This window comes from Streptomyces sp. NPDC002324, from assembly GCF_053593335.1.
This window is the reverse complement of sequence record NZ_JBSFCF010000004.1, coordinates 248,981-270,170: the sequence shown is the minus strand read 5'-3', so window position 1 is coordinate 270,170 and position 21,190 is coordinate 248,981. Positions and strand designations below refer to the sequence as shown.

At 70.3% G+C, this 21,190-nt stretch carries 18 protein-coding genes; 13 read left to right on the top strand and 5 right to left on the bottom strand.

The genetic code is table 11. The features are described from left to right. The first annotated feature begins 302 nt into the window (after positions 1 to 302). The 8 genes from rpsL (at position 303) to ACWCRJ_RS08740 (ending at position 10,404) form a co-directional block, all read left to right on the top strand. Positions 303 to 674 carry a 30S ribosomal protein S12 gene (gene rpsL / locus ACWCRJ_RS08775; protein WP_003948652.1) on the top strand — a complete coding sequence of 124 codons (372 nt, stop codon included), beginning with the start codon at positions 303 to 305 and terminating at the stop codon, positions 672 to 674. Positions 675 to 676: 2 nt separating this feature from the next. After that, entirely contained in the window at positions 677 to 1,147 is a 471-nt protein-coding gene (gene rpsG, locus ACWCRJ_RS08770; RefSeq protein ID WP_005481264.1) for a 30S ribosomal protein S7, read from the top strand. 39 nt (positions 1,148 to 1,186) lie between these two features. After that, positions 1,187 to 3,313 (top strand): elongation factor G, encoded by a 2,127-nt coding sequence (gene fusA, locus ACWCRJ_RS08765; RefSeq protein ID WP_046913804.1) that lies wholly within the window; start codon positions 1,187 to 1,189, stop codon positions 3,311 to 3,313. A gap of 155 nt (positions 3,314 to 3,468) precedes the next feature. Further along, a complete protein-coding gene (tuf, locus tag ACWCRJ_RS08760) occupies positions 3,469 to 4,662 on the top strand; it encodes an elongation factor Tu (RefSeq protein ID WP_005481261.1) in 1,194 nt (397 codons plus the stop codon). A gap of 258 nt (positions 4,663 to 4,920) precedes the next feature. Further along, positions 4,921 to 5,472, top strand: coding sequence for an RNA polymerase sigma factor (locus ACWCRJ_RS08755; protein ID WP_450938602.1), 552 nt, complete (start codon positions 4,921 to 4,923; stop codon positions 5,470 to 5,472). Then, positions 5,469 to 6,026, top strand: a complete 558-nt coding sequence (locus ACWCRJ_RS08750) for a hypothetical protein (protein ID WP_450938601.1) — start codon at positions 5,469 to 5,471, stop codon at positions 6,024 to 6,026. The genes ACWCRJ_RS08755 and ACWCRJ_RS08750 overlap by 4 nt, the downstream gene beginning before the upstream one ends. Positions 6,027 to 6,153: 127 nt before the next feature. Beyond that, positions 6,154 to 9,309 carry a glycosyl hydrolase 115 family protein gene (locus ACWCRJ_RS08745; RefSeq protein ID WP_450938600.1) on the top strand — a complete coding sequence of 1,052 codons (3,156 nt, stop codon included), beginning with the start codon at positions 6,154 to 6,156 and terminating at the stop codon, positions 9,307 to 9,309. Positions 9,310 to 9,327: 18 nt separating this feature from the next. Then, positions 9,328 to 10,404, top strand: coding sequence for an endo-1,4-beta-xylanase (locus ACWCRJ_RS08740; protein ID WP_450938599.1), 1,077 nt, complete (start codon positions 9,328 to 9,330; stop codon positions 10,402 to 10,404). Positions 10,405 to 10,423: 19 nt separating this feature from the next. Here ACWCRJ_RS08740 and ACWCRJ_RS08735 read toward each other — a convergent pair whose 3' ends face one another. From ACWCRJ_RS08735 to ACWCRJ_RS08725, 3 genes are all read right to left on the bottom strand, one after another. Further along, positions 10,424 to 11,023 carry a Uma2 family endonuclease gene (locus ACWCRJ_RS08735; protein ID WP_450938598.1) on the bottom strand — a complete coding sequence of 200 codons (600 nt, stop codon included), beginning with the start codon at positions 11,021 to 11,023 and terminating at the stop codon, positions 10,424 to 10,426. A gap of 52 nt (positions 11,024 to 11,075) precedes the next feature. Further along, positions 11,076 to 11,960: a helix-turn-helix domain-containing protein gene (locus ACWCRJ_RS08730; protein WP_450938597.1), complete on the bottom strand. Its 885-nt coding sequence runs from the start codon at positions 11,958 to 11,960 to the stop codon at positions 11,076 to 11,078. 147 nt (positions 11,961 to 12,107) lie between these two features. Next, positions 12,108 to 12,662: an ATP-binding protein gene (locus ACWCRJ_RS08725; RefSeq protein WP_450938596.1), complete on the bottom strand. Its 555-nt coding sequence runs from the start codon at positions 12,660 to 12,662 to the stop codon at positions 12,108 to 12,110. Positions 12,663 to 12,817: 155 nt separating this feature from the next. Between ACWCRJ_RS08725 and ACWCRJ_RS08720 the strand changes: the two genes are divergently transcribed. From ACWCRJ_RS08720 to ACWCRJ_RS08705, 4 genes are all read left to right on the top strand, one after another. Further along, the gene (locus tag ACWCRJ_RS08720; RefSeq protein ID WP_450938595.1) at positions 12,818 to 13,681 is read left to right on the top strand and encodes a helix-turn-helix domain-containing protein; all 864 of its coding nucleotides are present in this window, start codon (positions 12,818 to 12,820) and stop codon (positions 13,679 to 13,681) included. Further along, a complete protein-coding gene (locus ACWCRJ_RS08715) occupies positions 13,678 to 13,887 on the top strand; it encodes a DUF397 domain-containing protein (protein ID WP_450938594.1) in 210 nt (69 codons plus the stop codon). Before ACWCRJ_RS08720 ends, ACWCRJ_RS08715 begins: the two co-directional genes overlap by 4 nt. Positions 13,888 to 13,972: 85 nt before the next feature. Next, entirely contained in the window at positions 13,973 to 14,803 is an 831-nt protein-coding gene (locus tag ACWCRJ_RS08710; RefSeq protein WP_450938593.1) for a hypothetical protein, read from the top strand. A gap of 233 nt (positions 14,804 to 15,036) precedes the next feature. Next, the gene (locus ACWCRJ_RS08705) at positions 15,037 to 15,864 is read left to right on the top strand and encodes a hypothetical protein (protein WP_450938592.1); all 828 of its coding nucleotides are present in this window, start codon (positions 15,037 to 15,039) and stop codon (positions 15,862 to 15,864) included. Positions 15,865 to 15,867: 3 nt separating this feature from the next. Here the strand turns inward: ACWCRJ_RS08705 and ACWCRJ_RS08700 are convergent, their stop codons facing one another. After that, positions 15,868 to 18,657 (bottom strand): RNA repair domain-containing protein, encoded by a 2,790-nt coding sequence (locus ACWCRJ_RS08700; RefSeq protein WP_450938591.1) that lies wholly within the window; start codon positions 18,655 to 18,657, stop codon positions 15,868 to 15,870. 6 nt (positions 18,658 to 18,663) lie between these two features. Further along, positions 18,664 to 20,340 (bottom strand): RNA ligase family protein, encoded by a 1,677-nt coding sequence (locus ACWCRJ_RS08695; RefSeq protein ID WP_450938590.1) that lies wholly within the window; start codon positions 20,338 to 20,340, stop codon positions 18,664 to 18,666. A gap of 113 nt (positions 20,341 to 20,453) precedes the next feature. Here ACWCRJ_RS08695 and ACWCRJ_RS08690 point away from each other — a divergent pair, with 113 nt between their 5' ends. Then, the gene (locus ACWCRJ_RS08690) at positions 20,454 to 21,176 is read left to right on the top strand and encodes a YoaK family protein (protein ID WP_450938589.1); all 723 of its coding nucleotides are present in this window, start codon (positions 20,454 to 20,456) and stop codon (positions 21,174 to 21,176) included. The last annotated feature ends 14 nt before the right edge of the window (positions 21,177 to 21,190 follow it).

Genomic DNA, 21,190 nt, shown 5'->3' with positions numbered 1-21,190 from the left:
CGGGGGCGTGGGACCGTGCCGGTCACCTGTTCCGCCGTGCGGGCGCCCCCTCCTCAAACCACCGCCCGCCCATTTGTTTTGACCGTAGCGAATGAGGTAGGTACGCTCAGACCTTGTGCCTGGGGTGTGCCCTGGCTCCCGTGCGTGCCTTCAACCGCACAGGGGGAGCCGTAAGCGGCCGCCGTACTCTGCGCCCTTTCTGCCTTGCGGCGGGAGTCTGCAGTTTCGACACACCCGACCGCGTGGGTCGGCGAATGTTTCAGGTTAGCTTCACCATTCGGCACACAGAAACCGGAGAAGTAGTGCCTACGATCCAGCAGCTGGTCCGGAAGGGCCGGCAGGACAAGGTCGAGAAGAACAAGACGCCCGCACTCGAGGGTTCGCCCCAGCGTCGCGGCGTCTGCACGCGCGTGTTCACGACCACCCCGAAGAAGCCGAACTCGGCCCTGCGTAAGGTCGCGCGTGTGCGTCTGACCAGCGGGATCGAGGTCACCGCTTACATTCCGGGTGAGGGACACAACCTGCAGGAGCACTCCATCGTGCTCGTGCGCGGCGGCCGTGTGAAGGACCTGCCCGGTGTTCGCTACAAGATCATCCGCGGTTCGCTTGACACCCAGGGTGTCAAGAACCGCAAGCAGGCCCGCAGCCGCTACGGCGCCAAGAAGGAGAAGTAAGAATGCCTCGTAAGGGCCCCGCCCCGAAGCGCCCGGTCATCATCGACCCGGTCTACGGTTCTCCTCTTGTCACGTCGCTGATCAACAAGGTGCTGCTGAACGGCAAGCGCTCCACCGCCGAGCGCATCGTGTACGGCGCCATGGAGGGCCTGCGCGAGAAGACCAGCAACGACCCGGTCATCACGCTGAAGCGCGCCCTGGAGAACATCAAGCCGACCCTCGAGGTCAAGTCCCGCCGTGTCGGTGGTGCGACGTACCAGGTTCCGATCGAGGTCAAGCCCGGTCGTGCCAACACGCTCGCGCTGCGCTGGCTGGTCGGTTACTCCCGCGCCCGTCGCGAGAAGACCATGACCGAGCGTCTGCTCAACGAGCTTCTCGACGCGTCCAACGGCCTCGGTGCCGCTGTGAAGAAGCGCGAGGACACCCACAAGATGGCCGAGTCCAACAAGGCCTTCGCGCACTACCGCTGGTAGTCGCTACCCCCATCGAGACCGAGAGAAGACCGAAGCCTTATGGCTACCACTTCACTTGACCTGGCCAGGGTCCGCAACATCGGGATCATGGCCCACATCGACGCGGGCAAGACGACCACCACCGAGCGGATCCTCTTCTACACCGGCGTCAGCTACAAGATCGGTGAGGTCCACGACGGCGCTGCCACCATGGACTGGATGGAGCAGGAGCAGGAGCGTGGCATCACGATCACCTCTGCTGCCACCACCTGTCACTGGCCGCTCGAGGACAACGACTACACGATCAACATCATCGACACCCCGGGTCACGTCGACTTCACGGTCGAGGTGGAGCGTTCGCTCCGCGTGCTCGACGGTGCCGTCACGGTGTTCGACGGTGTCGCCGGTGTCGAGCCGCAGTCCGAGACCGTGTGGCGTCAGGCCGACCGCTACGGCGTGCCGCGCATCTGCTTCGTGAACAAGCTGGACCGTACGGGCGCGGAGTTCCACCGCTGTGTGGACATGATCTCCAGCCGCCTGGGCGCCGTCCCGCTCGTCATGCAGCTGCCGATCGGCGCCGAGATGGACTTCAAGGGCGTTGTGGACCTGGTCCGCATGAAGGCGCTCGTGTGGTCCGCCGAGGCCGCCAAGGGCGAGATGTACGACGTCGTCGACATCCCGGCCACGCACACCGAGGCTGCCGAGGAGTACCGCGGCAAGCTGGTCGAGGCCGTCGCGGAGAACGACGACGAGATCATGGAGCTGTTCCTGGAGGGCCAGGAGCCCACCGAGGAGCAGCTGTACGCCGCGATCCGTCGCATCACCATCGCGTCCGGCAAGTCCGACGGCGTCACCGTCACCCCGGTGTTCTGTGGCACCGCGTTCAAGAACAAGGGCGTCCAGCCCCTGCTCGACGCGGTCGTCCGCTACCTCCCGACCCCGCTCGACGTCGAGGCCATCGAGGGCCACGACGTCAAGGACCCCGAGGTCGTCGTCAAGCGCAAGCCGTCCGACGACGAGCCGCTGTCGGCGCTGGCGTTCAAGATCATGAGCGACCCGCACCTCGGCAAGCTCACCTTCGTCCGGATCTACTCCGGTCGCCTGGAGTCCGGCACCGCCGTGCTGAACTCCGTCAAGGGCAAGAAGGAGCGCATCGGCAAGATCTACCGTATGCACGCGAACAAGCGTGAGGAGATCGAGTCGGTGGGCGCCGGCGACATCGTCGCCGTCATGGGCCTGAAGCAGACCACCACCGGTGAGACGCTGAGCGACGACAAGCAGCCGGTGATCCTGGAGTCCATGGACTTCCCGGCGCCGGTCATCCAGGTCGCGATCGAGCCCAAGTCCAAGGGTGACCAGGAGAAGCTGGGTGTCGCCATCCAGCGTCTCGCGGAGGAGGACCCCTCCTTCCAGGTCCACTCGGACGAGGAGACGGGCCAGACCATCATCGGTGGTATGGGCGAGCTGCACCTCGAGGTGCTGGTCGACCGTATGCGCCGTGAGTTCAAGGTCGAGGCCAACGTCGGCAAGCCGCAGGTCGCCTACCGCGAGACGATCCGCAAGGCCGTCGAGCGCGTCGACTACACGCACAAGAAGCAGACTGGTGGTACCGGCCAGTTCGCCAAGGTGCAGATCGCGATCGAGCCGATCGAGGGCGGCGACGCCAGTTACGAGTTCGTGAACAAGGTCACCGGTGGCCGTATCCCGAAGGAGTACATCCCTTCGGTGGACGCCGGTGCGCAGGAGGCCATGCAGTTCGGCATCCTCGCGGGCTACGAGATGACGGGCGTCCGCGTCACGCTCATCGACGGTGGCTACCACGAGGTCGACTCCTCCGAGCTCGCCTTCAAGATCGCCGGTTCGCAGGCCTTCAAGGAGGCCGCGCGCAAGGCGTCCCCCGTGCTCCTTGAGCCGATGATGGCCGTCGAGGTCACCACGCCCGAGGACTACATGGGTGAGGTCATCGGCGACATCAACTCCCGCCGTGGTCAGATCCAGGCCATGGAGGAGCGGGCCGGTGCCCGCGTCGTGAAGGGCCTCGTGCCCCTCTCGGAGATGTTCGGCTACGTCGGAGACCTCCGCAGCAAGACCTCGGGTCGCGCAAGCTACTCGATGCAGTTCGACTCCTACGCCGAGGTTCCGCGGAACGTCGCCGAGGAGATCATCGCGAAGGCCAAGGGCGAGTAACGCTCCGCGTCCACACGCTTTAGGCTTGACTCCGGAGCCTCAGGGGGCAAACACCCGCGAACACGGGTGTTTGCCCAAGGACCCGGACTTTCCAGCAAAGATCACCTGGCGCCGATGAAGTAAGGCGTACCAGAACCACTCCCAGGAGGACCCCAGTGGCGAAGGCGAAGTTCGAGCGGACTAAGCCGCACGTCAACATCGGCACCATCGGTCACATCGACCACGGTAAGACGACCCTCACGGCCGCCATTACCAAGGTGCTGCACGACGCGTTCCCGGACCTGAACGAGGCCTCGGCGTTCGACCAGATCGACAAGGCTCCCGAGGAGCGCCAGCGCGGTATCACCATCTCGATCGCGCACGTCGAGTACCAGACGGAGACCCGTCACTACGCCCACGTCGACTGCCCCGGTCACGCGGACTACATCAAGAACATGATCACGGGTGCGGCGCAGATGGACGGCGCCATCCTCGTCGTCGCCGCCACCGACGGCCCGATGCCGCAGACCAAGGAGCACGTGCTCCTGGCCCGCCAGGTCGGCGTTCCGTACATCGTCGTCGCCCTGAACAAGGCCGACATGGTGGACGACGAGGAGATCCTGGAGCTCGTCGAGCTCGAGGTCCGTGAGCTGCTCTCCGAGTACGAGTTCCCGGGCGACGACCTGCCGGTCGTCAAGGTCTCGGCGCTCAAGGCCCTTGAGGGTGACAAGGAGTGGGGCCAGTCCGTCCTCGACCTGATGAAGGCCGTCGACGAGAACATCCCGCAGCCCGAGCGTGACGTCGACAAGCCGTTCCTGATGCCGATCGAGGACGTCTTCACGATCACCGGTCGTGGCACCGTCGTCACCGGCCGTATCGAGCGTGGTGTCCTCAAGGTCAACGAGACCGTCGACATCGTCGGTATCAAGCAGGAGAAGACCACCACCACGGTCACCGGCATCGAGATGTTCCGCAAGCTGCTCGACGAGGGCCAGGCCGGTGAGAACGTCGGTCTGCTCCTCCGTGGCATCAAGCGCGAGGACGTCGAGCGCGGCCAGGTCATCATCAAGCCCGGTTCGGTCACGCCGCACACCGAGTTCGAGGCCCAGGCCTACATCCTGTCCAAGGACGAGGGTGGCCGCCACACGCCGTTCTTCAACAACTACCGCCCGCAGTTCTACTTCCGTACGACGGACGTGACCGGCGTGGTGACCCTCCCCGAGGGCACCGAGATGGTCATGCCCGGCGACAACACGGAGATGAAGGTTGAGCTCATTCAGCCCATCGCCATGGAAGAGGGCCTGAAGTTCGCCATCCGTGAGGGTGGCCGGACCGTGGGCGCCGGCCAGGTCATCAAGATCACGAAGTGATCTTGAACTGACCCGGTAGGTCTGAGGACCGTGTAGGTCTTCAGCACCCGGTAGGTCTCTGGAGAGGCCCGTACGACTTCGGTCGTACGGGCCTCTTCTGTTTCCCCGACGCCCTTCCCGTGACGCCTCTCCTGTGCAGCCCTTCCTGTAACGCCTTTCCCGCTCCGGTCCAAGTACAAGTGACAGCACGACCGACCACGGGAGGTAGGTACCTTGGCACCGGACAGCAGAAGCCGCGGCGGTCCGCCGGGAGGCAGCATGTACGATCCGGCGGCCTTCGAGGTCTTCTACCGCCGTCATGTCGACGCCGTCACCCGTTTCATGGCCCGGCGGGTCACCGATCCGCACACCGTCGCCGATCTCACCGCCGAGACCTTCCTCGCGGTGATCGACTCCGCCCGCGCGTACCGCCCCGAACTCGGGAGCGAGACGGCCTGGCTCTACGGCATCGCGCGCAACGTGGTCGCGGCGGAGGCGCGGCGCAGTGCACGGCAGAGCGCGCTCGGCGGCCGTGTCGCCGGGCGACGGTTGCTGGAGGCCGACGACATCGGACGGCTGGAGGAGAAGCTCGACGCCGAGGCGGCCGGACGGCGGGCGCTGGCCGCGCTGGACGGGCTCCCCGAGGGGGAGCGCGCGGTCGTCGAGCTGGTCGCCGTCGACCAGCTGAGCGTCTCCGAGGCCGCCACGGCGCTGGGGATACGCAAGGTCACGGCGCGCGTACGGCTGCACCGGGCCCGCCGGGCGCTCCGCTCGGCGGCGGTGGGCAGTGACCATCCGGTAGGGCTCAGCTACGCAGGGGGAGAGGCATGACCACGAGGACGACGAAGACCTTCGAGGACCGGCTGCTGGACGAGCTCCAGCGGGAGATCGCGCTGCGGGCCGAGGACGGGCCCGAGCGCGAGCCCGTGATCCGTCGCACGATCACCACGCGGCGCGCGCTCGTCGCCCTCGCGGCGTGTGTCGCGGCGGGGGGGGTGGTGGTGGCGCTGCCGTCGTCGAGCGGTGGGGCGAAGGCGTATGCGGTGGAGCGGAACGACGACGGCAGCATCACGATCCGCACGGAGAAGAAGCTGAGCTACCGCGACAGGGACGAAATGGTGGAGCGTCTGCGTGCCGAGGGCATCTACGTGAGCATCGACAGGCCCAGGAAGGGCTATGTCTGCGAGCAGCCTCGTGGTGAGACCGACCCGCCGGGTCCGAAGGGTGCCTTCTCGTTCACGCTGTGGCCCGGTGAGACCCTGGCCCTCGAGGGGCCCGACATGGTGAAGGACGGTGTCCGCCCCACGGGGAACACCTACGTGGTCAAGGGACTGGTCGAGGCCTGCCGGGAGGTGCCGCACAAGAGCGCCCCGGATCGGGGGTAGCGGAGGTTCGTCGCCTTCGAAACTATTCGGCGCGTTAGACCCGTTGTCCCCTCGCCTCACTCCCTTCACCATTTGTCATGTCGCTGAGCAAATTCAGCCTTCGGGATGACCGGGCGAGGGGTGTGGCATGTCCGCGGACGTCAGTCGGAGAACCGTTCTGGGAGCGGGTGCCGGGCTCGCCGTGGTGCCCGCCCTGCCGGGGGTCGCGGGGGCGGAGGAGGCGCCTGTGGGTGGCGGGCCGGGTGGGCCGGGTGGGCCGAGGGTCACCGATTCCGGCGCGTATCTCTCCTTCACGCCCGTGCCGGGGGCCTTCGCGCTGGTCGGTGCCCCGGTGGTGGTCAGCCCCGAGGATCACCCCGGAGTCGTACGGGTCGCGGGGGATCTGCGGGACGACATCGAGCGGGTGACCGGGGTGCGGCCGGGGAGCGAGACGGCGGCCGAGATCGTGCTGGTGGGCACCATCGGGCGCAGTCCGCTGATCGACGGGCTGATCGCCGCCGGGAAGCTCGACGTCGGCGGGGTGCGGGGGAAGTGGGAGACCTCGCTGCAGACGGTCGTCGAGCGGCCGATGCCGGGGGTGCGCCGGGCCTTCGTCATCGCCGGCAGCGATCCGCGCGGCACGATCTTCGGGGCGTACGACGTCTCGTACGGCCTCGGTGTCTCACCCTGGTACTGGTGGGACGACGTGCCGCCGGTCCACCGGGGCGCGGTGTACGTGCGCCCCGGCCGGTTCAGCCAGGGCACGCCCGCCGTGAAGTACCGGGGCGTCTTCATCAACGACGAGAATCCGGCGCTCGGGACGTGGGCGCCGGCGTACTTCGGGCCCGGGAAGGCGCCGGGGCACCCCGGTGGCTTCACCGCGGACTTCTGGGCGAAGGTCTTCGAGGTGCTGTTGAGGCTGAAGGGGAACTACGTCTGGCCCGCGGTGTGGGGGCGGGCCTTCGCCGAGGACGATCCGGAGAACCACGCGCGGGCGAAGGAATACGGGATTGTCATGGGCACGTCGCATGAGGCGCCCATGATGCGGGGGATCGAGGAGTGGAACCGGCACGCGGTCCCCGCGGTGCGCGACGGCGCGGGCAAGGTGGTGACCCCCGGGCGGGATCCCTACGGGGGTACCGGGGAGTGGTCGTACCGCCGGAACGCCGAGGCCATCAGGGCGTACTGGCGTGACGGCATCCGGCGCATGGTCGAGGAGGACTTCGAGGGCGTCGTCACGCTGGGCATGCGGGGCAACGGCGACACGAGCCTGCCGGACGGCGACGGCATCGAGCTGATGCGGGAGATCATCGACACCCAGCGGCGGATCATCGCCGAGGTGACCGGCCGCCCGGTGGAGGAGACCCCGCAGGTGTGGACCCTCTACAAGGAGGTCCAGCGGTACTGGGACCGGGGGCTGCGGGCGCCGGACGACGTCACGGTCGTCCTCACGGACGACAACTGGGGGAACATCCGTAAGCATCCGGACCCCGGGGAGCCCGTACGACCCGGGGGTTACGGGTTGTACTACCACTTCGACTACGTCGGTGTCGGGCGCAACTACAAGTGGGTCGACACGGCGAACCTCGCGAATCTGTGGGAGCAGCTGCACCAGGCCGACGCGTACGGCAACCACGGTCTGTGGGTGGTGAACGTCGGCGACCTGAAGGGGAACGAGCTGCCGACCGAGTTCTTCCTGAACTACGCCTGGAAACCCGGCCGTTGGGGTGCGAAAGATCTGGAGGAGTGGGAGCGGGGGTTCGCGCGGCAGAACTTCGGCGCGCAGGCCGCGGCGGAGATCGCCGAGGTGCTGGGCGCCTACGGGCAGCTCCAGGCCCGTCGCAAGCCGGAGCTGCTCAACCGCCGGATCACCCTCGACGAGACGAAGGACCCCACGAAGGACGAGCGCGCGATCGTCTACGACGACCAGGCGACGCCGTTCTTCTTCGGCCACCGGGAGCTGGAACGCGTCACGGCCCAGTGGCGGGCGCTGGCGAAGCGGGCCGACCGGGTGGGGCGGCGACTGCCGGCGGCCGTGCGGGACGCGTGGTTCGAACTGGTCGGATACGAGGTGGCGGCCACCGCGAACCTGTACGAGCTGCGGGAGGCGGAGTTCCAGAACCTGCTGTACGTACGGCAGGGACGGGCGGCGGCAAATGACCGCGCGGAGGCCGCCGAGGCGGGACTGGCACGCGACCTCGCGCTGGCCGAGCGCTTCAACTCCGAGGTGGCGGGCGGGAAATGGCGGGGTTTCCAGACGCAGCCGCACATCGGGTACGGGGACGTGGAGCGCTACGGCCCGAACGCGGGGTGGCAGCAGCCGGAGCGGAACAACGTGGCACTGCCGGACGAGATCTTCCCCAAGGTGCGGCGGATCGAGGTGCCGGTGGCGGCGGAGCTGGGTGTGGCGGTCGACGGGGGCGACGACTCGGGGGAGTGGTGGCCCCGGTCCGCCGCGCAGGCGGTGCTGCCGGTGTTCAGCCCGTACCAGACCAGGCCCCAGCAGTACGTGGAGATCTTCAACCGGGGGCGTACGCCCTTCTCGTACCGGATCGAGTCGTCGGCGCCCTGGCTGGTGGTGGAGCGGCCCCGGGGGCGGGTCGAGGAGCAGGTGCGGGTCGGGGTCCGGGTGGACTGGGGGCGGGTGCCGGCGGGAGGTGCCGAGGCTTCGCTGACGGTGAGCGGGGCCGGAAGCTCGGTCGCGGTGAAGGCCGTCGCGGAGAAGCCGTCGGAGCGGGAGGCGCGGACGCTGCGGGGGTTCGTCGAGGCGGGCGGATACGTGGCGATCGACGCGGAGCACCACACACGGGCGGTGGGTTCGCGCGACGGGCGCGTGAGCTGGCGCCGGATCGAGCGCATCGGGCGTACGGGGGCGGGGGTGACGCCGTGGCCCGTGACGGCGCCCCGGCAGACGCCGGGCGGGTCGGGGCCACGGCTGGAGTACACGGTCAGTGTCCTGTCGGCCGTGGACGAGGTGACGGTCCTGGCGTATGTCTCGCCCCGGAACCCCGCGCTCGCGACGGGCGGGCTGCGGTACGCCGTCTCCTTCGACGCGGACGCTCCGCAGGTCGTCGACATCAACGCCGTCACCGGGGCCGACGACGGGCTCATGAACAAGCAGTGGGCCCGCAACACCTCGGACAACGTGAACGTGACGGTGACCCGGCACGCGATCACCGGGCCCGGGGTGCACCGGCTGACGTTCTGGATGGTCGATCCGACCGTGGTGCTGCAACGGCTGGTGATCGACACGGGTGGTTTGACACCGACGTATCTGGGGCCGCTGGAGAGCCACCGGATCTGAGAAGGGACCTGGAGACAGATGACGTACATGAACCGCCTTCGCCTGCCCGCGCTCGGGATCGTCGCGGGAGCACTGCTGTCCACGGCCGTGGCGGTGCACCCGGCCTCGGCGCACGGACAGCCGGGCCCGTCGTTGCGGACGCTCGCCGACCGGGCCGGCGTCCGCGTCGGCACGGCCGTCGACATGGCGGCCCTCGCGGACGACCGGACGTACCGCAGGACGACGGTCCGCGAGTTCGACTCGGTGACCGCCGAGAACGCCATGAAGTGGGAGTCCGTGGAGCCGCAGCGCGGGGTGTACGACTGGAAGGCCGCCGACGACCTGGTGCGCTTCGCACGCAAGAACGGACAGGTGGTCCGGGGTCACACCCTCGTCTGGCACAGCCAGCTGCCGACCTGGCTGACGGCCGGCGTGACGGACGGGTCGATCGGGGCGGCGGAGCTGCGCGGGATCCTCCGGAAGCACATCACGACCGAGGTGAAGCGGTACAAGGGGAAGATCCAGCAGTGGGACGTGGTGAACGAGGTCTTCGAGGAGGACGGCAGCCCGCGGAACTCGATCTGGCTGCGTGAGCTGGGGCCGTCGTACATCGCGGACGCCTTCCGCTGGGCGCACGCCGCCGACCCGAAGGCGAAGCTCTTCCTCAACGACTACAACGTGGAGGGCGTCAACGCGAAGTCCACCGCGTACTACGAACTGGCGAAGCGGTTGCGGGCCGAGGGTGTGCCGGTGCAGGGGTTCGGCGCGCAGGGGCACCTGGCGATCCAGTACGGCTTCCCGGGCCAGGTCGCGGAGAACCTCGCCCGCTTCGGCGCGCTGGGGATGCGGACGGCGTTCACGGAGGTGGACGTGCGGATGATCCTGCCGGTGGACGAGACGAAGTCGGCGACGCAGGCGAGTTACTACCGGCGGCTGCTGGACGCCTGCCTGGGGGCGCGGAGCTGCACGTCGTTCACGGTGTGGGGCTTCTCGGACAAGTACTCGTGGGTGCCCGGGGTCTTCGATGGTCAGGGGGCGGCGACGCCGATGGACGAGACGTACGGGCGGAAGGCGGCGTACGGGGCGCTGAGGGAGGGACTGGCCGAGGGGCGGTGACCCCGGGCCTCGGCCGTCGTCAGCCCTTGTCCGGGTAGCGGGGCAGGTTCTCCGTGGAGATGGTCCAGTCGGCGATGGTGACGTCCTCGCCGTAGACGAAGTCCTTGCGGGTGGCGTAGCGCGGGCCGTCCGGGGTGGCGTGGATGTCGGTGAGGACGGCGCCGGTGCCGGTGCGTGGGTCGAAGACGGCGTAGACGGGGATGCCGAGCAGGGGGTAGTCGCGGACCTTGCCGATCCAGTCGTTGTCGGGGTTGGAACGGGAGACGACTTCGACGGCGGCGTGAATCGTACGGGGATCGAACGTTCCCTCGACCTCCATGTCGGCTTCGGCGATCACCATCACGTCGGGGCGCCGCATGATGCCTTCCGCCTCGCCTTCCACGTCCGGCTCCCCGGTATGCGCCACGATCTCTTCCGGCATCACCTTTTCCAGGCGCTTCCGTAGGCGCAGCACGGTGAGTTCGTGCGGTCCGATGGGCGACATCATGTCGTGGACGATCCCTTCCTCGGTGATCTCGAATTTCCCCGGGAGGGTGTCGTCCATCGACTGAACGAAGTCCCGCATGGCCCGGTAGAGGTGGGAGGAGCCGTGCTGTGCGTCGTCCGGGACGATGGTCATGGCGCTCGCTCCTCGTCGTCTGTGCCCGGAGGCAAGGATCGTCACGATCATGCTAGGCGTCCTCCATGAGGTCGGACATGGTGTGGTCGGGCCTGCAGTCGCGGCAGCGGCTGCCTGCCGGTCCCCGGAAGCCGCGGTCACAGCCGTCGCAGTTCGTCATGTCGTACTGGATGGCAGGTGGGGGCGCAGGTGCCCGGAACGGGGGCGGGGGCGGCAGCTGGGCTGTGAGCCGGTGGGCCAGGAGGGCGGCCGGGCGGTGGAGCGGCTCGGGCGGGAGACCGCCGGTCAGGGCGTCGCGTACGGCGGTGGGGGTGAGGTCGCGCTCCAGCCAGGCGGCGACGCCCGGGGCGAGGTGGGCGGTGTCGCAGGTCGAGAGGAGCAGGCGGGGGTCCATGCGGCGCAGGTCCGCGAGGAGGTCGGTGGCGGTCTGGAGGAGCGTGGGGGAGCGGTAGGCGGGCTGGGGGACCGAGGGGAGGGGCTTGCGGGGTGCCTTCTGCTGCCGGGGCGGGCGTGCCGGGCGTACGGGCTCGCTCTCCGCGTGGTCCTTGCTGCGGCCGGGCTGGTTGCAGGAGATCGTGCGGGTGATGATGCGGCCGCCGGGGACGCGTTCGCGTTCGCGGCGCAGGTAGCCGTGGGCCTCCAGTTCGCGCAGGGCGGCGGCGATACGGGTCGCGCCTTCCGTGAAGCGGCCGGCGAGCGTCTTGATGTCGACGCGGGCGCCATTGGGCAGCGACTGGATGTGCGCGGCCAGCCCGATCGCGACGAGGGACAGCTCCGGGTGCTGGGCGAGGTGGTTGCCGATCACCGTGAAACGGGTGGTGTGGCGGGAGTGGTCGTGCGTCAGTCCGCCGCCGTACGGGCTCAGCCGTTTCGGGTGCTTGTTGTCGGCAAGCCGGGCATGGGCGCGCGAGGGCGCGCTAGGGTTCTGCGTATCCATCGGGAAGCTCCTACTTCCTCGGTGGTCAGGCCCTCGCACTGGGATTGCCGTCCCGGCGGGGGCCGTCGCATGTCTGCGGTTGTGTGGTCCTGCTGCGCTGAGAGTAAGGGCACCAACCGGCCCGAAATCCAGCCGAGTCGGCGATGTTCACCCGCGAGGGTGAGACCGCCCGCCGGACGGGAGGAGGGGTGGGGTTTGGTGGGGTTCTTTCTCTCCCCGGTCCTTTGGGGAAAGACCGCCCGTCGCACCGGAGCCCACATCTCCAGGTCCCGGTGACTGGCGGACGGTGACCTCGGCCCAGACCGTCTTGCGTGGCGGCAGGCCGGGCGCGGTGCCCCAGCGGTCGGCCAGCGCCTCGACGAGGAGCAGGCCCCGGCCGGACTCGGCGTCCTGGGACGGGTGTTGGGCTCTGGGCAGCTGTTCGCCGCGGGTGTCCGTGACCTCGATCCGGAGGGTGCCGCCGATCACGTAGAGCGTGAGTCCGAAGTCCCGTCCCTGTACCCGGCCGTGCGTGGCCGCGTTGGCCGCCAGCTCGGCGACGACGTGCCGCGCCGGGTCCAACGGCAGTCCCCATGCGCGCAGTTGCTCGGTGGCCAGCAGGCGGGCGAGACGCGCTCCACGCGGTGTGGGGGACAGCCGCACGCTGAAGTTGCGGATGGGGTTGAGCGGTTCGGCCTCGGGGGCGGCGGTTTCCGTATTCACGTCACTCAGCGTGGCGGTGCGTGCTTACGGTGAACAGTGACTGCGCCGGTACGTACGGTTACTGTCCAGGGCTTGTCCGGCACTGTCCAGCCTGTCCGGAACCGGCCCACGGGTAGGGGGCCTTACGTCACGGCGGTACGGCGGAGAGGTGCGCGATGCAGGTGGACGGGCTCAAGGACACGACGGACGAGCCGGGTTGGGAGGTGGACCCGGACGACGACTGGGGCGTCGCGGTCGTCGAGACGGTGGGGCGGCAGTTGAAGCTGAGGCGTGAGGCCGTCGGCATGCGGGTGGCTGACTTCGCGGTGGCGATCGGGTACGGCGAGGACCTGGTCTACAAGATCGAGGCCGGGAAGCGGATTCCCCGGCAGGAGTACCTGGACAAGTCCGACGAGATGCTGGAGGCGGGCGGGCTCATCTCGGCCACCTGGGAGGACGTGAAGAAGGTCCGGTACCCGAAGAAGGTGCGGGAACTGGGGAAGCTGGAGGGGCAGGCGGTCGAGATCGGGGTGTACGAGTGCAACATCATCGCGGGGCTGCTGCAGACGCCGGACCATGCGCGGGCCGTCATCGGGGCGGCTCAGCCGCCGTATTCACCGGACGACGTGGAACGTATGGCTGCGGCTCGGCTTGCCCGGCAATGTGTCTTCGCACGTGATCCGGCGCCGTCGATTCACTTCGTCCTGGAAGAGGCACCTCTGCGTCGGCAGGTCGGAGGCACAATGATGTGGCGACAGCAGCTCGAACGCCTGCTGGAGGTGGGGCGGTTGCACAACGTCACACTGCAGGTGATGCCGACGAACACGGAACCCCACCCAGGACTCGACGGCAGGATCGAGCTGCTCAAGTTCTCGGACGGTAGTGCCGTGGGCCGCTCCGACGGTGCGTTCAGCGGTCGGGCAATCCATGATCCCAAACACCTGCGCATCCTTGAGCTGCGGTATGGCACCATCCGGGCTCAGGCGCTCTCGCCCCGGGAGTCGCTGGCCTTCATCGAGCAACTGCTGGGAGAAACATGATCCACAAGGCCGTTGGCGGGGGTACCTCCGAGTTGGCGTGGTTCAAGAGCAGCTACAGCGGTGGTACCGACGGCAACTCCTGTGTCGAGGTCGCCGTAGCCCCCGGCACCGTCCACGTCCGCGACTCCAAGGACACACGTCTCCCCGGGCTCGCGCTCACGTCGACCGCCTGGGCGGACTTCGTGTCGTACGCGGCCGAAGGCTGACCGTCCCTGCGGGATGCGGGAGGCTGTGAGATCACCCTTGGTACTCTGCCGCTTCCTATTAGGGCAGTCGTTCGAAGAGGTGTGAATGAAGTCAGGCAGACGAACCGTCGCGGTGGCCACGCTCGTGGGGGCGCTGGGTTTCTCGGTGTTGAACGCGCCGGCGGCCCACGCGGCGGACACCGGCATCACCGTGTCGGACATCGTCATCAACAAGGGCAAGCCGATCGTGGTGGGCACGACGAAGGAGGTGGAGCCGCCCATGACGTTCAACCTGGCGCTGCCGGCCGGGTACAGCGTCGAGGGAACGGCGGGCAGCTGGTACGCGGCCCCGTTCCTCTACCGGGGCGACCTGAAGAAGGCCGCCGACACCGGAGAGAACTACATCGGACCGGGGGGCTACACCTGCTACGCGAGCGACTCCAGGCACGCTCACTGTGAGGGCAATCTCTACATCGACCCGCACCCGAGCCAGGAGCACGTCGACTCCAACAGCGACGCCACCACGTGGAAGGTCGCCGTCTCGCTCCGTCTGTTCAAGGCCAGCGGGAACCTCAAGGCCGGGGAGATCGAGAAGCGGTCCAAGACCGTCCGGCTCAAGCGCGCGGCCAAGGTGACCGTCGACGCCACGCCCGAGCCGGTCACCAAGGGCAAGAAGATCACCGTCACGGGCAAGCTGACCCGGGCGAACTGGAGCACCAAGAAGTACGGCGGCTACAGCGGCCGTACGGTCAGCCTCCAGTACCGCGCCAAGGGCAGTGACACCTTCAGGACGGTCAAGAAGGCCACCACTGGCAGCACGGGTGGCCTGAAGACCACGGTCACCGCTTCCACCGACGGTTCCTACCGTTGGGTGTACTTCGGCAACGCGGCCACTGGTGTCGCCACCAGCCCGGCGGACTACGTCGACGTGCGCTGACCCTCGGGGTTCAGCGGAGCGCCGGTATCTCGCGGCCCGCAGCCCTCATGAGCGTGACCCCGCCAGGCCGCGCAGCCGACGTTCCGCCACGGCGGTCACCTCGGTCGCGGTCGGCGGGGTTCGGCCCAGGCCGACGGTGTAGCGGGTCGGGGCCGTGGTGAAAGGCCGGGCCGGGAGATCACCCTTGGTAGCCTGCCGCCTTCTGGATAGGCATCTTTAATGAAGAGGTGTGAATGAAGTCAGGCAGACGGACCGTCGCGGTGGCCACGCTCGTGGGGGCGCTCGGATTCTCCGTGCTGAACGCGCCGGCGGCTCAGGCGGCGGACACCGGGATCACCGTGTCGGACATCGTCATCAACAAGGGCGAGCCGATCGTGGTCGGTACGACGAAGGAGGTGCGGCCGTCCGTCACCTTCAAGATCGCCCTGCCGGCCGGTCTCAGCACCGCGAACCCCTCCGGTTACACCGCCCACCCCTTCATCTATCGCGGTGACAGGACCAAGGCCGTCGACACCGGCGACGGCTACATCGGCCCGGGCATCTACACGTGCTTCGAGACCGACGCCAGGCACGCCCGCTGCGAGGGTGAGTTCCACATCGACCCGCATCCGAGCCGGAGGCAGGTCAACACCAACGCGGCCGCGACGACCTGGAAGACCGCCGTCGTCATGCGCCTGTGGAAGGCGAGCGGCGGCCTCAAGACCGAGGAGTACGAGACCCGGTCCCAGACCGTGCAGCTCAAGCGCGCGGCCAGGGCCACCGTCGCGGCCACGCCGGAGACGGTGACCAAGGGCAAGAAGATCACCGTCACGGGCAAGCTGACCCGGGCGAACTGGAGCACCAAGAAGTACGGCGGCTACAGCGGCCGTACGGTCAGCCTCCAGTACCGCGCCTCGGACGCCACCTCCTTCAAGACGGTCAAGAAGGTCACCACCAGCAGCACGGGAGCCCTGAACACCACGGCCACCGCCTCGGCCGACGGCTTCTACCGCTGGGTGTACTACGGCAACTCGACGACCGACGCCGTCACCACTTCGGCGGTCTACGTCGACGTCCGCTGACTCTCAGGACAGCGTCGGCACCTCGCCGCCCTCCGCCCGCGTGAGCGTCACCCCCGCCAGACCCCGTAGCCGACGGTCCGCCACGGTGGCCAGGGCCTCGGCGGTCGGCGGGGTCGGGCCCAGGCCGATGGCATAGCGGGCGGGGGCCGTGGTGTAGGGGCGGGGCCAGGCGTGGCACCCGGGGGCCACCTCGGCGAGGTCGGTGACCAGGGCCCGCATCCTGCCCCGTACCCGGCCCTCGTCCGCGCCCCCACCCGCGCCCTCTCCGACCGTCACGACCGCCCAGGCGGCGTGGCGGCGGTGGAGCGGGGGAGGGGTGAGGACGTCGGCCCACGCAGACCCCTCCTCCAGCAGCTCCCAGGCACGGAACAGCTCCAGGGTGATCAGGTCCCGCATGCCCGTCGTGACCTGGTCCGTGCAGGAGCGGACCGGGGCGGACGGGGTGGCGATGGTGAGGGGCCCGGCCGGGGCTCCGGCGAGGCCGCCCACCGGCCGGCGCCAGTCCCACGCCGCCCATGTCGCGAAGAAGTGCCGCAGGAGGCCCTCCGGCGGCAGATCTCCCGCCTTGCTCACCGTGCGGGCCGCCAGCACGGACCAGGCCAGGCCCGGCAGCCCGCCGAACGGCGCCGAGTCCAGCCCCCGCGCCCTCGCCCACGCCTTGACCTGCCCGGCCAGCCCGGCGAAGGCCGGCTCATGGCCGCCCACCGAGGCCAGCACCGCCTCCGCGTCGCTCACCGCGCTGAGCGCGACCGCCGCCGCCTCGCCCAGCTCCGCCCGGCGGGCCACCGCCTCCACCGGGTCCAGCGAGCCGGTGGCCACGACGGCCAGGTCCACGTCCACGCCGTCGAGCCGCAGCCGCAGACCGGGGACGCGTGCTCCGACCACCTCACGCACAGCGGCGGCCTCGGGCAACTCCCGCTGCAGGGAAGTGAGTTCGACGGCTCCGGGCAGTGCCGCCACGAGGTCCAGATCCGCGCCGGGCAGCGCGCAGCCCATGCGCCGAGAGCCGACGACGTGGACGACACCGCCGGGGAACGCGTCGGCGACGAGGCGGGTGATCCGGTCGGCGACGCCGGCCTCGCCGTTCCCCTCGGCCGGATGAGGCACCGGCTCCTCCTCGGCCCAGCGCACCTCACCCGTCCCCAGGCTCACCGTCCCCCGCACCCGCATCGGCTCGTCCCCGCGTCGCGACAGCAGCGCGAGCTCCCCGACCCTGGCCGACAGGGGGCCGAGCCGGGCCGCGCAGACGGCGGCCAGGGCGTTCGGGTCGGTGGTGCGCCCCAGGCTCAGATGCGGGGTGAACCCCTCCTGACGGCCCTGGCAGCGCGGGAAGTGGCGTACGAGGGTGCTGTGCAGCTCGGCCCAGGGCCCCTCACCGGCCGCCGCCGGATCCAGCCACACCGTCGCGTCGCCCCGGTGGCCGAACCAGTGCACGCCCTCCAGCCGGACGTCGAACGCAGTGGTCGCGGCCGGCATCGACGCCGCGAGCACCGAGGCCGCCTGCTCGAAGGCGTGTTCCGGTACGAAGCCGAAGAGGACGTTCACATGGGGAGGCCAGCGGTGGATCTGCGGGTCGTGGTCGCGGCGGATGTCCTGAAGCGGCGGCCACAGCTCCTTGGGCGGCAGCCACGCCAGAGCCGTACGGGCGGTCGGCCGGACGTCGAGGCGCGCGGCGGCCGGGGCCGGGGAGCCGGGCCCCACCTCCGTCCGTACGCCGTAGTGGTCCGAGACGAACAGCCCGTCCTGCGTGGGCGCGTCCCCGTACAGCTCGGCCGAGCGCACCTCCAGCCCCTGCCCACGCACCAGCACCCGGTCCAGCCGGGAGGCCCGCCCCGTCAGGGACGAGACCGCCGCCAGGGGGTTGGCACCCGGGTCGAAGGTCGGCGTCATGTCGGCCGGACCGTGCGCCTCGCTCCACGCGTCCCGCATGCCGAGCGTCACCTGGGGTGTGTCGCCGCCGTCGTTGAAGTCGCCGAGGAGGAGCAGATCGGCGTCCAGGCCCGCGAACCCCTCGGCCACACGGGCGAGTTCGGCGGTACGGCGACCCGCTCCGTCGGCGGAGTGGTCGCTGCTCAGATGCGTCGCCGCCACGACGAGGGGGCGTGCGCCGGTCTCCACGACCACAGCGGTCACCGCCTTGTGCGGGCCCAGCGCGTGGAAGGCCGCCTCGCGCACCGGCAGCCGGCTCAGCAGCAGCAGACCGCAGCCGTCCACGTCCCGCCCGCGCGGGTCCGTCCCCAGCGTCCAGCCTGCCCGCACCCACGGCTCGCGCAGCAGCATCGCCAGCAGCTCCGCCTCGACCTCCTGCAACGCGATCACGTCGACCTCGGCCTCGCGCAGGGCCCGCAGCAGCAGCGGCCTGCGCCGGGCGCTGTCGATGCGGTCGGCGTCGTAGCGGTCCCAGAGGGTGTTCCAGGTCAGCACCCGCACGCTGTCCACGCCGGCCTCGTATCCGGCGCCCTCGGGTGTGCGCCGGGGCGCCCATTCCTCTCCGTCCCAGGCGTGCGGCGTGCGCGCCGTGAAGAACGGCGCCCGGAGCAGCCGGGTCTCCCGGACGCGCCCCGCCTCCGTCGCGTCGATCCGGTCCACACCCGTCGCCCGGTCCCAGACCACCTCCCCGTCCGCCTCGACGAACAGCACCCGGTGCCACGGGATCTCCCCGCCGGGCACGAACGCGGGCAGCGGGACCCGCTTGGGCGCGGCGCCCCGCTGCAGGACGCCGAACACGAAGCGCGCCGGGTCGAAGCGCGCGTCCCAGCGCACCCGGTGATAGATCTCCTCGCTCGTCCGCACGGTTCCTCAGACCTCTTCCTCTACGGTCCCGCTCGCCCCGACGTACCAGGTGCGGTGCGCGTCGCCCGGATACGGCGGGGCGAAGCGGCGCAGCTGGGCGGTGAGCACCTCGGGCGGCACCGGGTGTGCGCGGTGGGAGTTGCGCCGGACCAGCTCGTCCTCGTCCACCAGGACCACGGCGTGGGTGATCAGCGCGTTGCGCCGCCGCGCGACCGCGTGCGCCAGCGAGCGCTGCTGGTGGGTGAGCGAGGTGGCGTCCCACACCGCCGTCCCGCCGGCGGCCAGCGCCCCGTCCAGCCGGTCCAGCCCGGCGCGCAGCACGTCCGGGTTGGCGCGCTGGTCGGCGCGCGCGCCGCGCGCCTCGCGCAACTCGTCCAGCGAGACGTACGCGTCCACGCCCGCGAGCCCCCGCGCGAAGGTGCTCTTGCCACTGCCCGACGGCCCGACCAGCTGGATCAGCTTCGGATAGGCCCCTGACCGCCAGCGCCAGGTCGCGGCGACGGCGCCCTCTGCATCCGCGACGCGCCCCCGCGCGTACGCCTCCCGCGCCTCGGCCCGGCACCGGACGGCCGCGTCGGGCGACAGCCCGGCGAACGCCTTTCGCACGGCACCCTCGTCCAGGGGCCGTACCTCGTCGGCGTGCAGGGCCGACCACTCCACCAGCTCGCGCGCCTCGTGCGTCGCCGCCGTGGCGCGGGCGACCGCGTGCAGCAGACCGAGATCGGCGGCGAGGGACAGCCGGGCCAGGCCCGTCCGGCGCTCCTCGTCCGGGTACGGCCGGTGCAGCGCGGGGTGCAGCCCCACGAGGTCCGCGACCCGGCGCGCGAGCGGCATGCCCACGACCCCGGCCAGCCGCGCCGCGAGGCGGGCGCGACGACCGCCCGGGCCGTGCCCGGGCAGCAGCGCGGCCAGTACGCCGACGAGCCGGTCGTCACCGGTCCGCCCGCCGTCCGCGTCGAAGCGGGCGAGGGCCTCCCGGTCTCCCTCTCCGGGCAGCCCGACCGCCTCCGCCAGCGCGTCGGCGTCGGCGTGCGCGCCGGAGCGCACCGCCCACAGCGGCGCCCGCGCGCCCAGCCCGTTCTCCACGACGGCCGCGTGCATCCAGTGCGTGTCCGTCGTCACGTGCCCGGCCCGCACCCACTTCGCGACGCGGGCGCCGAACTCCGCGGCGCCGAAGCCGTCCACGACCCGGACGACATACCCCTCCTGCCGCCCGAGATCCAGCCGCAGCGCGCGCAGCGCCCGCTCGTCGAACACGCCCCGCCACAGCACACGCGGCACGGGGATGCCGACTCCGCGCAGGAACGCCGTCGTACGGTCCCAGCCCAGGCAGTTCCCGTCCGCGTCCCACACCGAGAAGCCGTAGAACCAGCTGTCCAGGTCGTCGTAGGGGAGGGAGTGGCGGGCGAACATGTTCTCCCCGCACACCCGCCAGCCCTCCGGGAGGGCGTGGCCGACCCGGGCCTGGAGCGCCTTGACCCAGGTGCGGGAGGGGTGGTGCGCGGAGTCGAGCGAGCGGGCGTGCAGGCCGTCGGCGTACAGCGTGGTGTTCTCGCCGTCCAGCTTCTCGGTCACGACGACCTCGCGACCGCGCAGGCCGGACAGGTCCGTGACCCGGACATCGTCGGCGGTGGCGCCGGGGGACCAGGGCAGATGTCTGGTCCGCGGATAGTGCGTACGCATCGTGAACGTTCCCCCGTGACAGCCGACGTGCCTGAACGGCCGACGTACCTGATCAGCGTAGGAGGGCGGGGCGGCGGCGGGCGAGGGGATTACCCGCGACCTAGGGTCCCGGTATGAAGCCCAGAGCGGGCGTCGGGCTCACCTCGGTCATGGTGGCGCTGACGCTGACGACCGGCATGATCGAGGCCGTCAGCTTCCTCGTGCTGGGCCCGGTGTTCACCGCGGTGCAGACCGGGAACCTCCTCTTCCTCTCCTTCGCGCTCACCGGTGCCGCCGGTCTGTCCCCGGCCGCCGCGGGCGTCTCGTTCGCGGGGTTCACGGTCGGCGCGGTGCTCGGCTCCCGGTTCGAGTCGAGCGTGGACGCCCACGGCCGCCGCTGGTTCGTCCTCGCGTTGCTCGTCGAGGCCCTGCTGCTGGGGCTCGGCGGACTGGTCGCCTGGCGCACCGGCCTCGACGTGACGGGCGGCCCGGCGGACGACCCCCACTACACCGTCGTCGCCCTGGTCGCCGTGGCCATGGGGGTCCGCAACGTCACCACCCTGCGGGCGCGGGTCGCGGACGTGCCCACCACGGTCTCCACCCGCGCCCTGACCGCGCTCCTCAGCGGCCTGCCTCCGCACCCCGACAGCCACATCGGGGCGGGCGCCAGGAACGAGGGCCGCCGTCTCGCCTCGGTCGCCGCGATGTTCGCCGGCGGCCTCCTGGGCGCCTGGCTGCTGCTGCACGCGGAGGTGCACCCGGCGCTGGTCCTGCTGATCCCCGCCGCGCTGGTCCTCGCGCTGGGCGTGCTCTACCGGGCGCTGTCACGCCGGCGCACGCCGGAGGCGCCGGCGTGAGGCTGAAACGGGAC

Coding starts and splice junctions, on each gene's coding strand:
- rpsG (WP_005481264.1), top strand. CDS start 677: ATGCCTCGTAAGGGCCCCGCCCCGAAGCGCCCGGTCATCATCGACCCG.
- fusA (WP_046913804.1), top strand. CDS start 1,187: ATGGCTACCACTTCACTTGACCTGGCCAGGGTCCGCAACATCGGGATC.
- ACWCRJ_RS08755 (WP_450938602.1), top strand. CDS start 4,921: ATGTACGATCCGGCGGCCTTCGAGGTCTTCTACCGCCGTCATGTCGAC.
- ACWCRJ_RS08750 (WP_450938601.1), top strand. CDS start 5,469: ATGACCACGAGGACGACGAAGACCTTCGAGGACCGGCTGCTGGACGAG.
- ACWCRJ_RS08745 (WP_450938600.1), top strand. CDS start 6,154: ATGTCCGCGGACGTCAGTCGGAGAACCGTTCTGGGAGCGGGTGCCGGG.
- ACWCRJ_RS08740 (WP_450938599.1), top strand. CDS start 9,328: ATGACGTACATGAACCGCCTTCGCCTGCCCGCGCTCGGGATCGTCGCG.
- ACWCRJ_RS08735 (WP_450938598.1), bottom strand. CDS start 11,023: ATGACCATCGTCCCGGACGACGCACAGCACGGCTCCTCCCACCTCTAC.
- ACWCRJ_RS08730 (WP_450938597.1), bottom strand. CDS start 11,960: ATGGATACGCAGAACCCTAGCGCGCCCTCGCGCGCCCATGCCCGGCTT.
- ACWCRJ_RS08720 (WP_450938595.1), top strand. CDS start 12,818: ATGCAGGTGGACGGGCTCAAGGACACGACGGACGAGCCGGGTTGGGAG.
- ACWCRJ_RS08715 (WP_450938594.1), top strand. CDS start 13,678: ATGATCCACAAGGCCGTTGGCGGGGGTACCTCCGAGTTGGCGTGGTTC.
- ACWCRJ_RS08710 (WP_450938593.1), top strand. CDS start 13,973: ATGAAGTCAGGCAGACGAACCGTCGCGGTGGCCACGCTCGTGGGGGCG.
- ACWCRJ_RS08705 (WP_450938592.1), top strand. CDS start 15,037: ATGAAGTCAGGCAGACGGACCGTCGCGGTGGCCACGCTCGTGGGGGCG.
- ACWCRJ_RS08695 (WP_450938590.1), bottom strand. CDS start 20,340: ATGCGTACGCACTATCCGCGGACCAGACATCTGCCCTGGTCCCCCGGC.
- ACWCRJ_RS08690 (WP_450938589.1), top strand. CDS start 20,454: ATGAAGCCCAGAGCGGGCGTCGGGCTCACCTCGGTCATGGTGGCGCTG.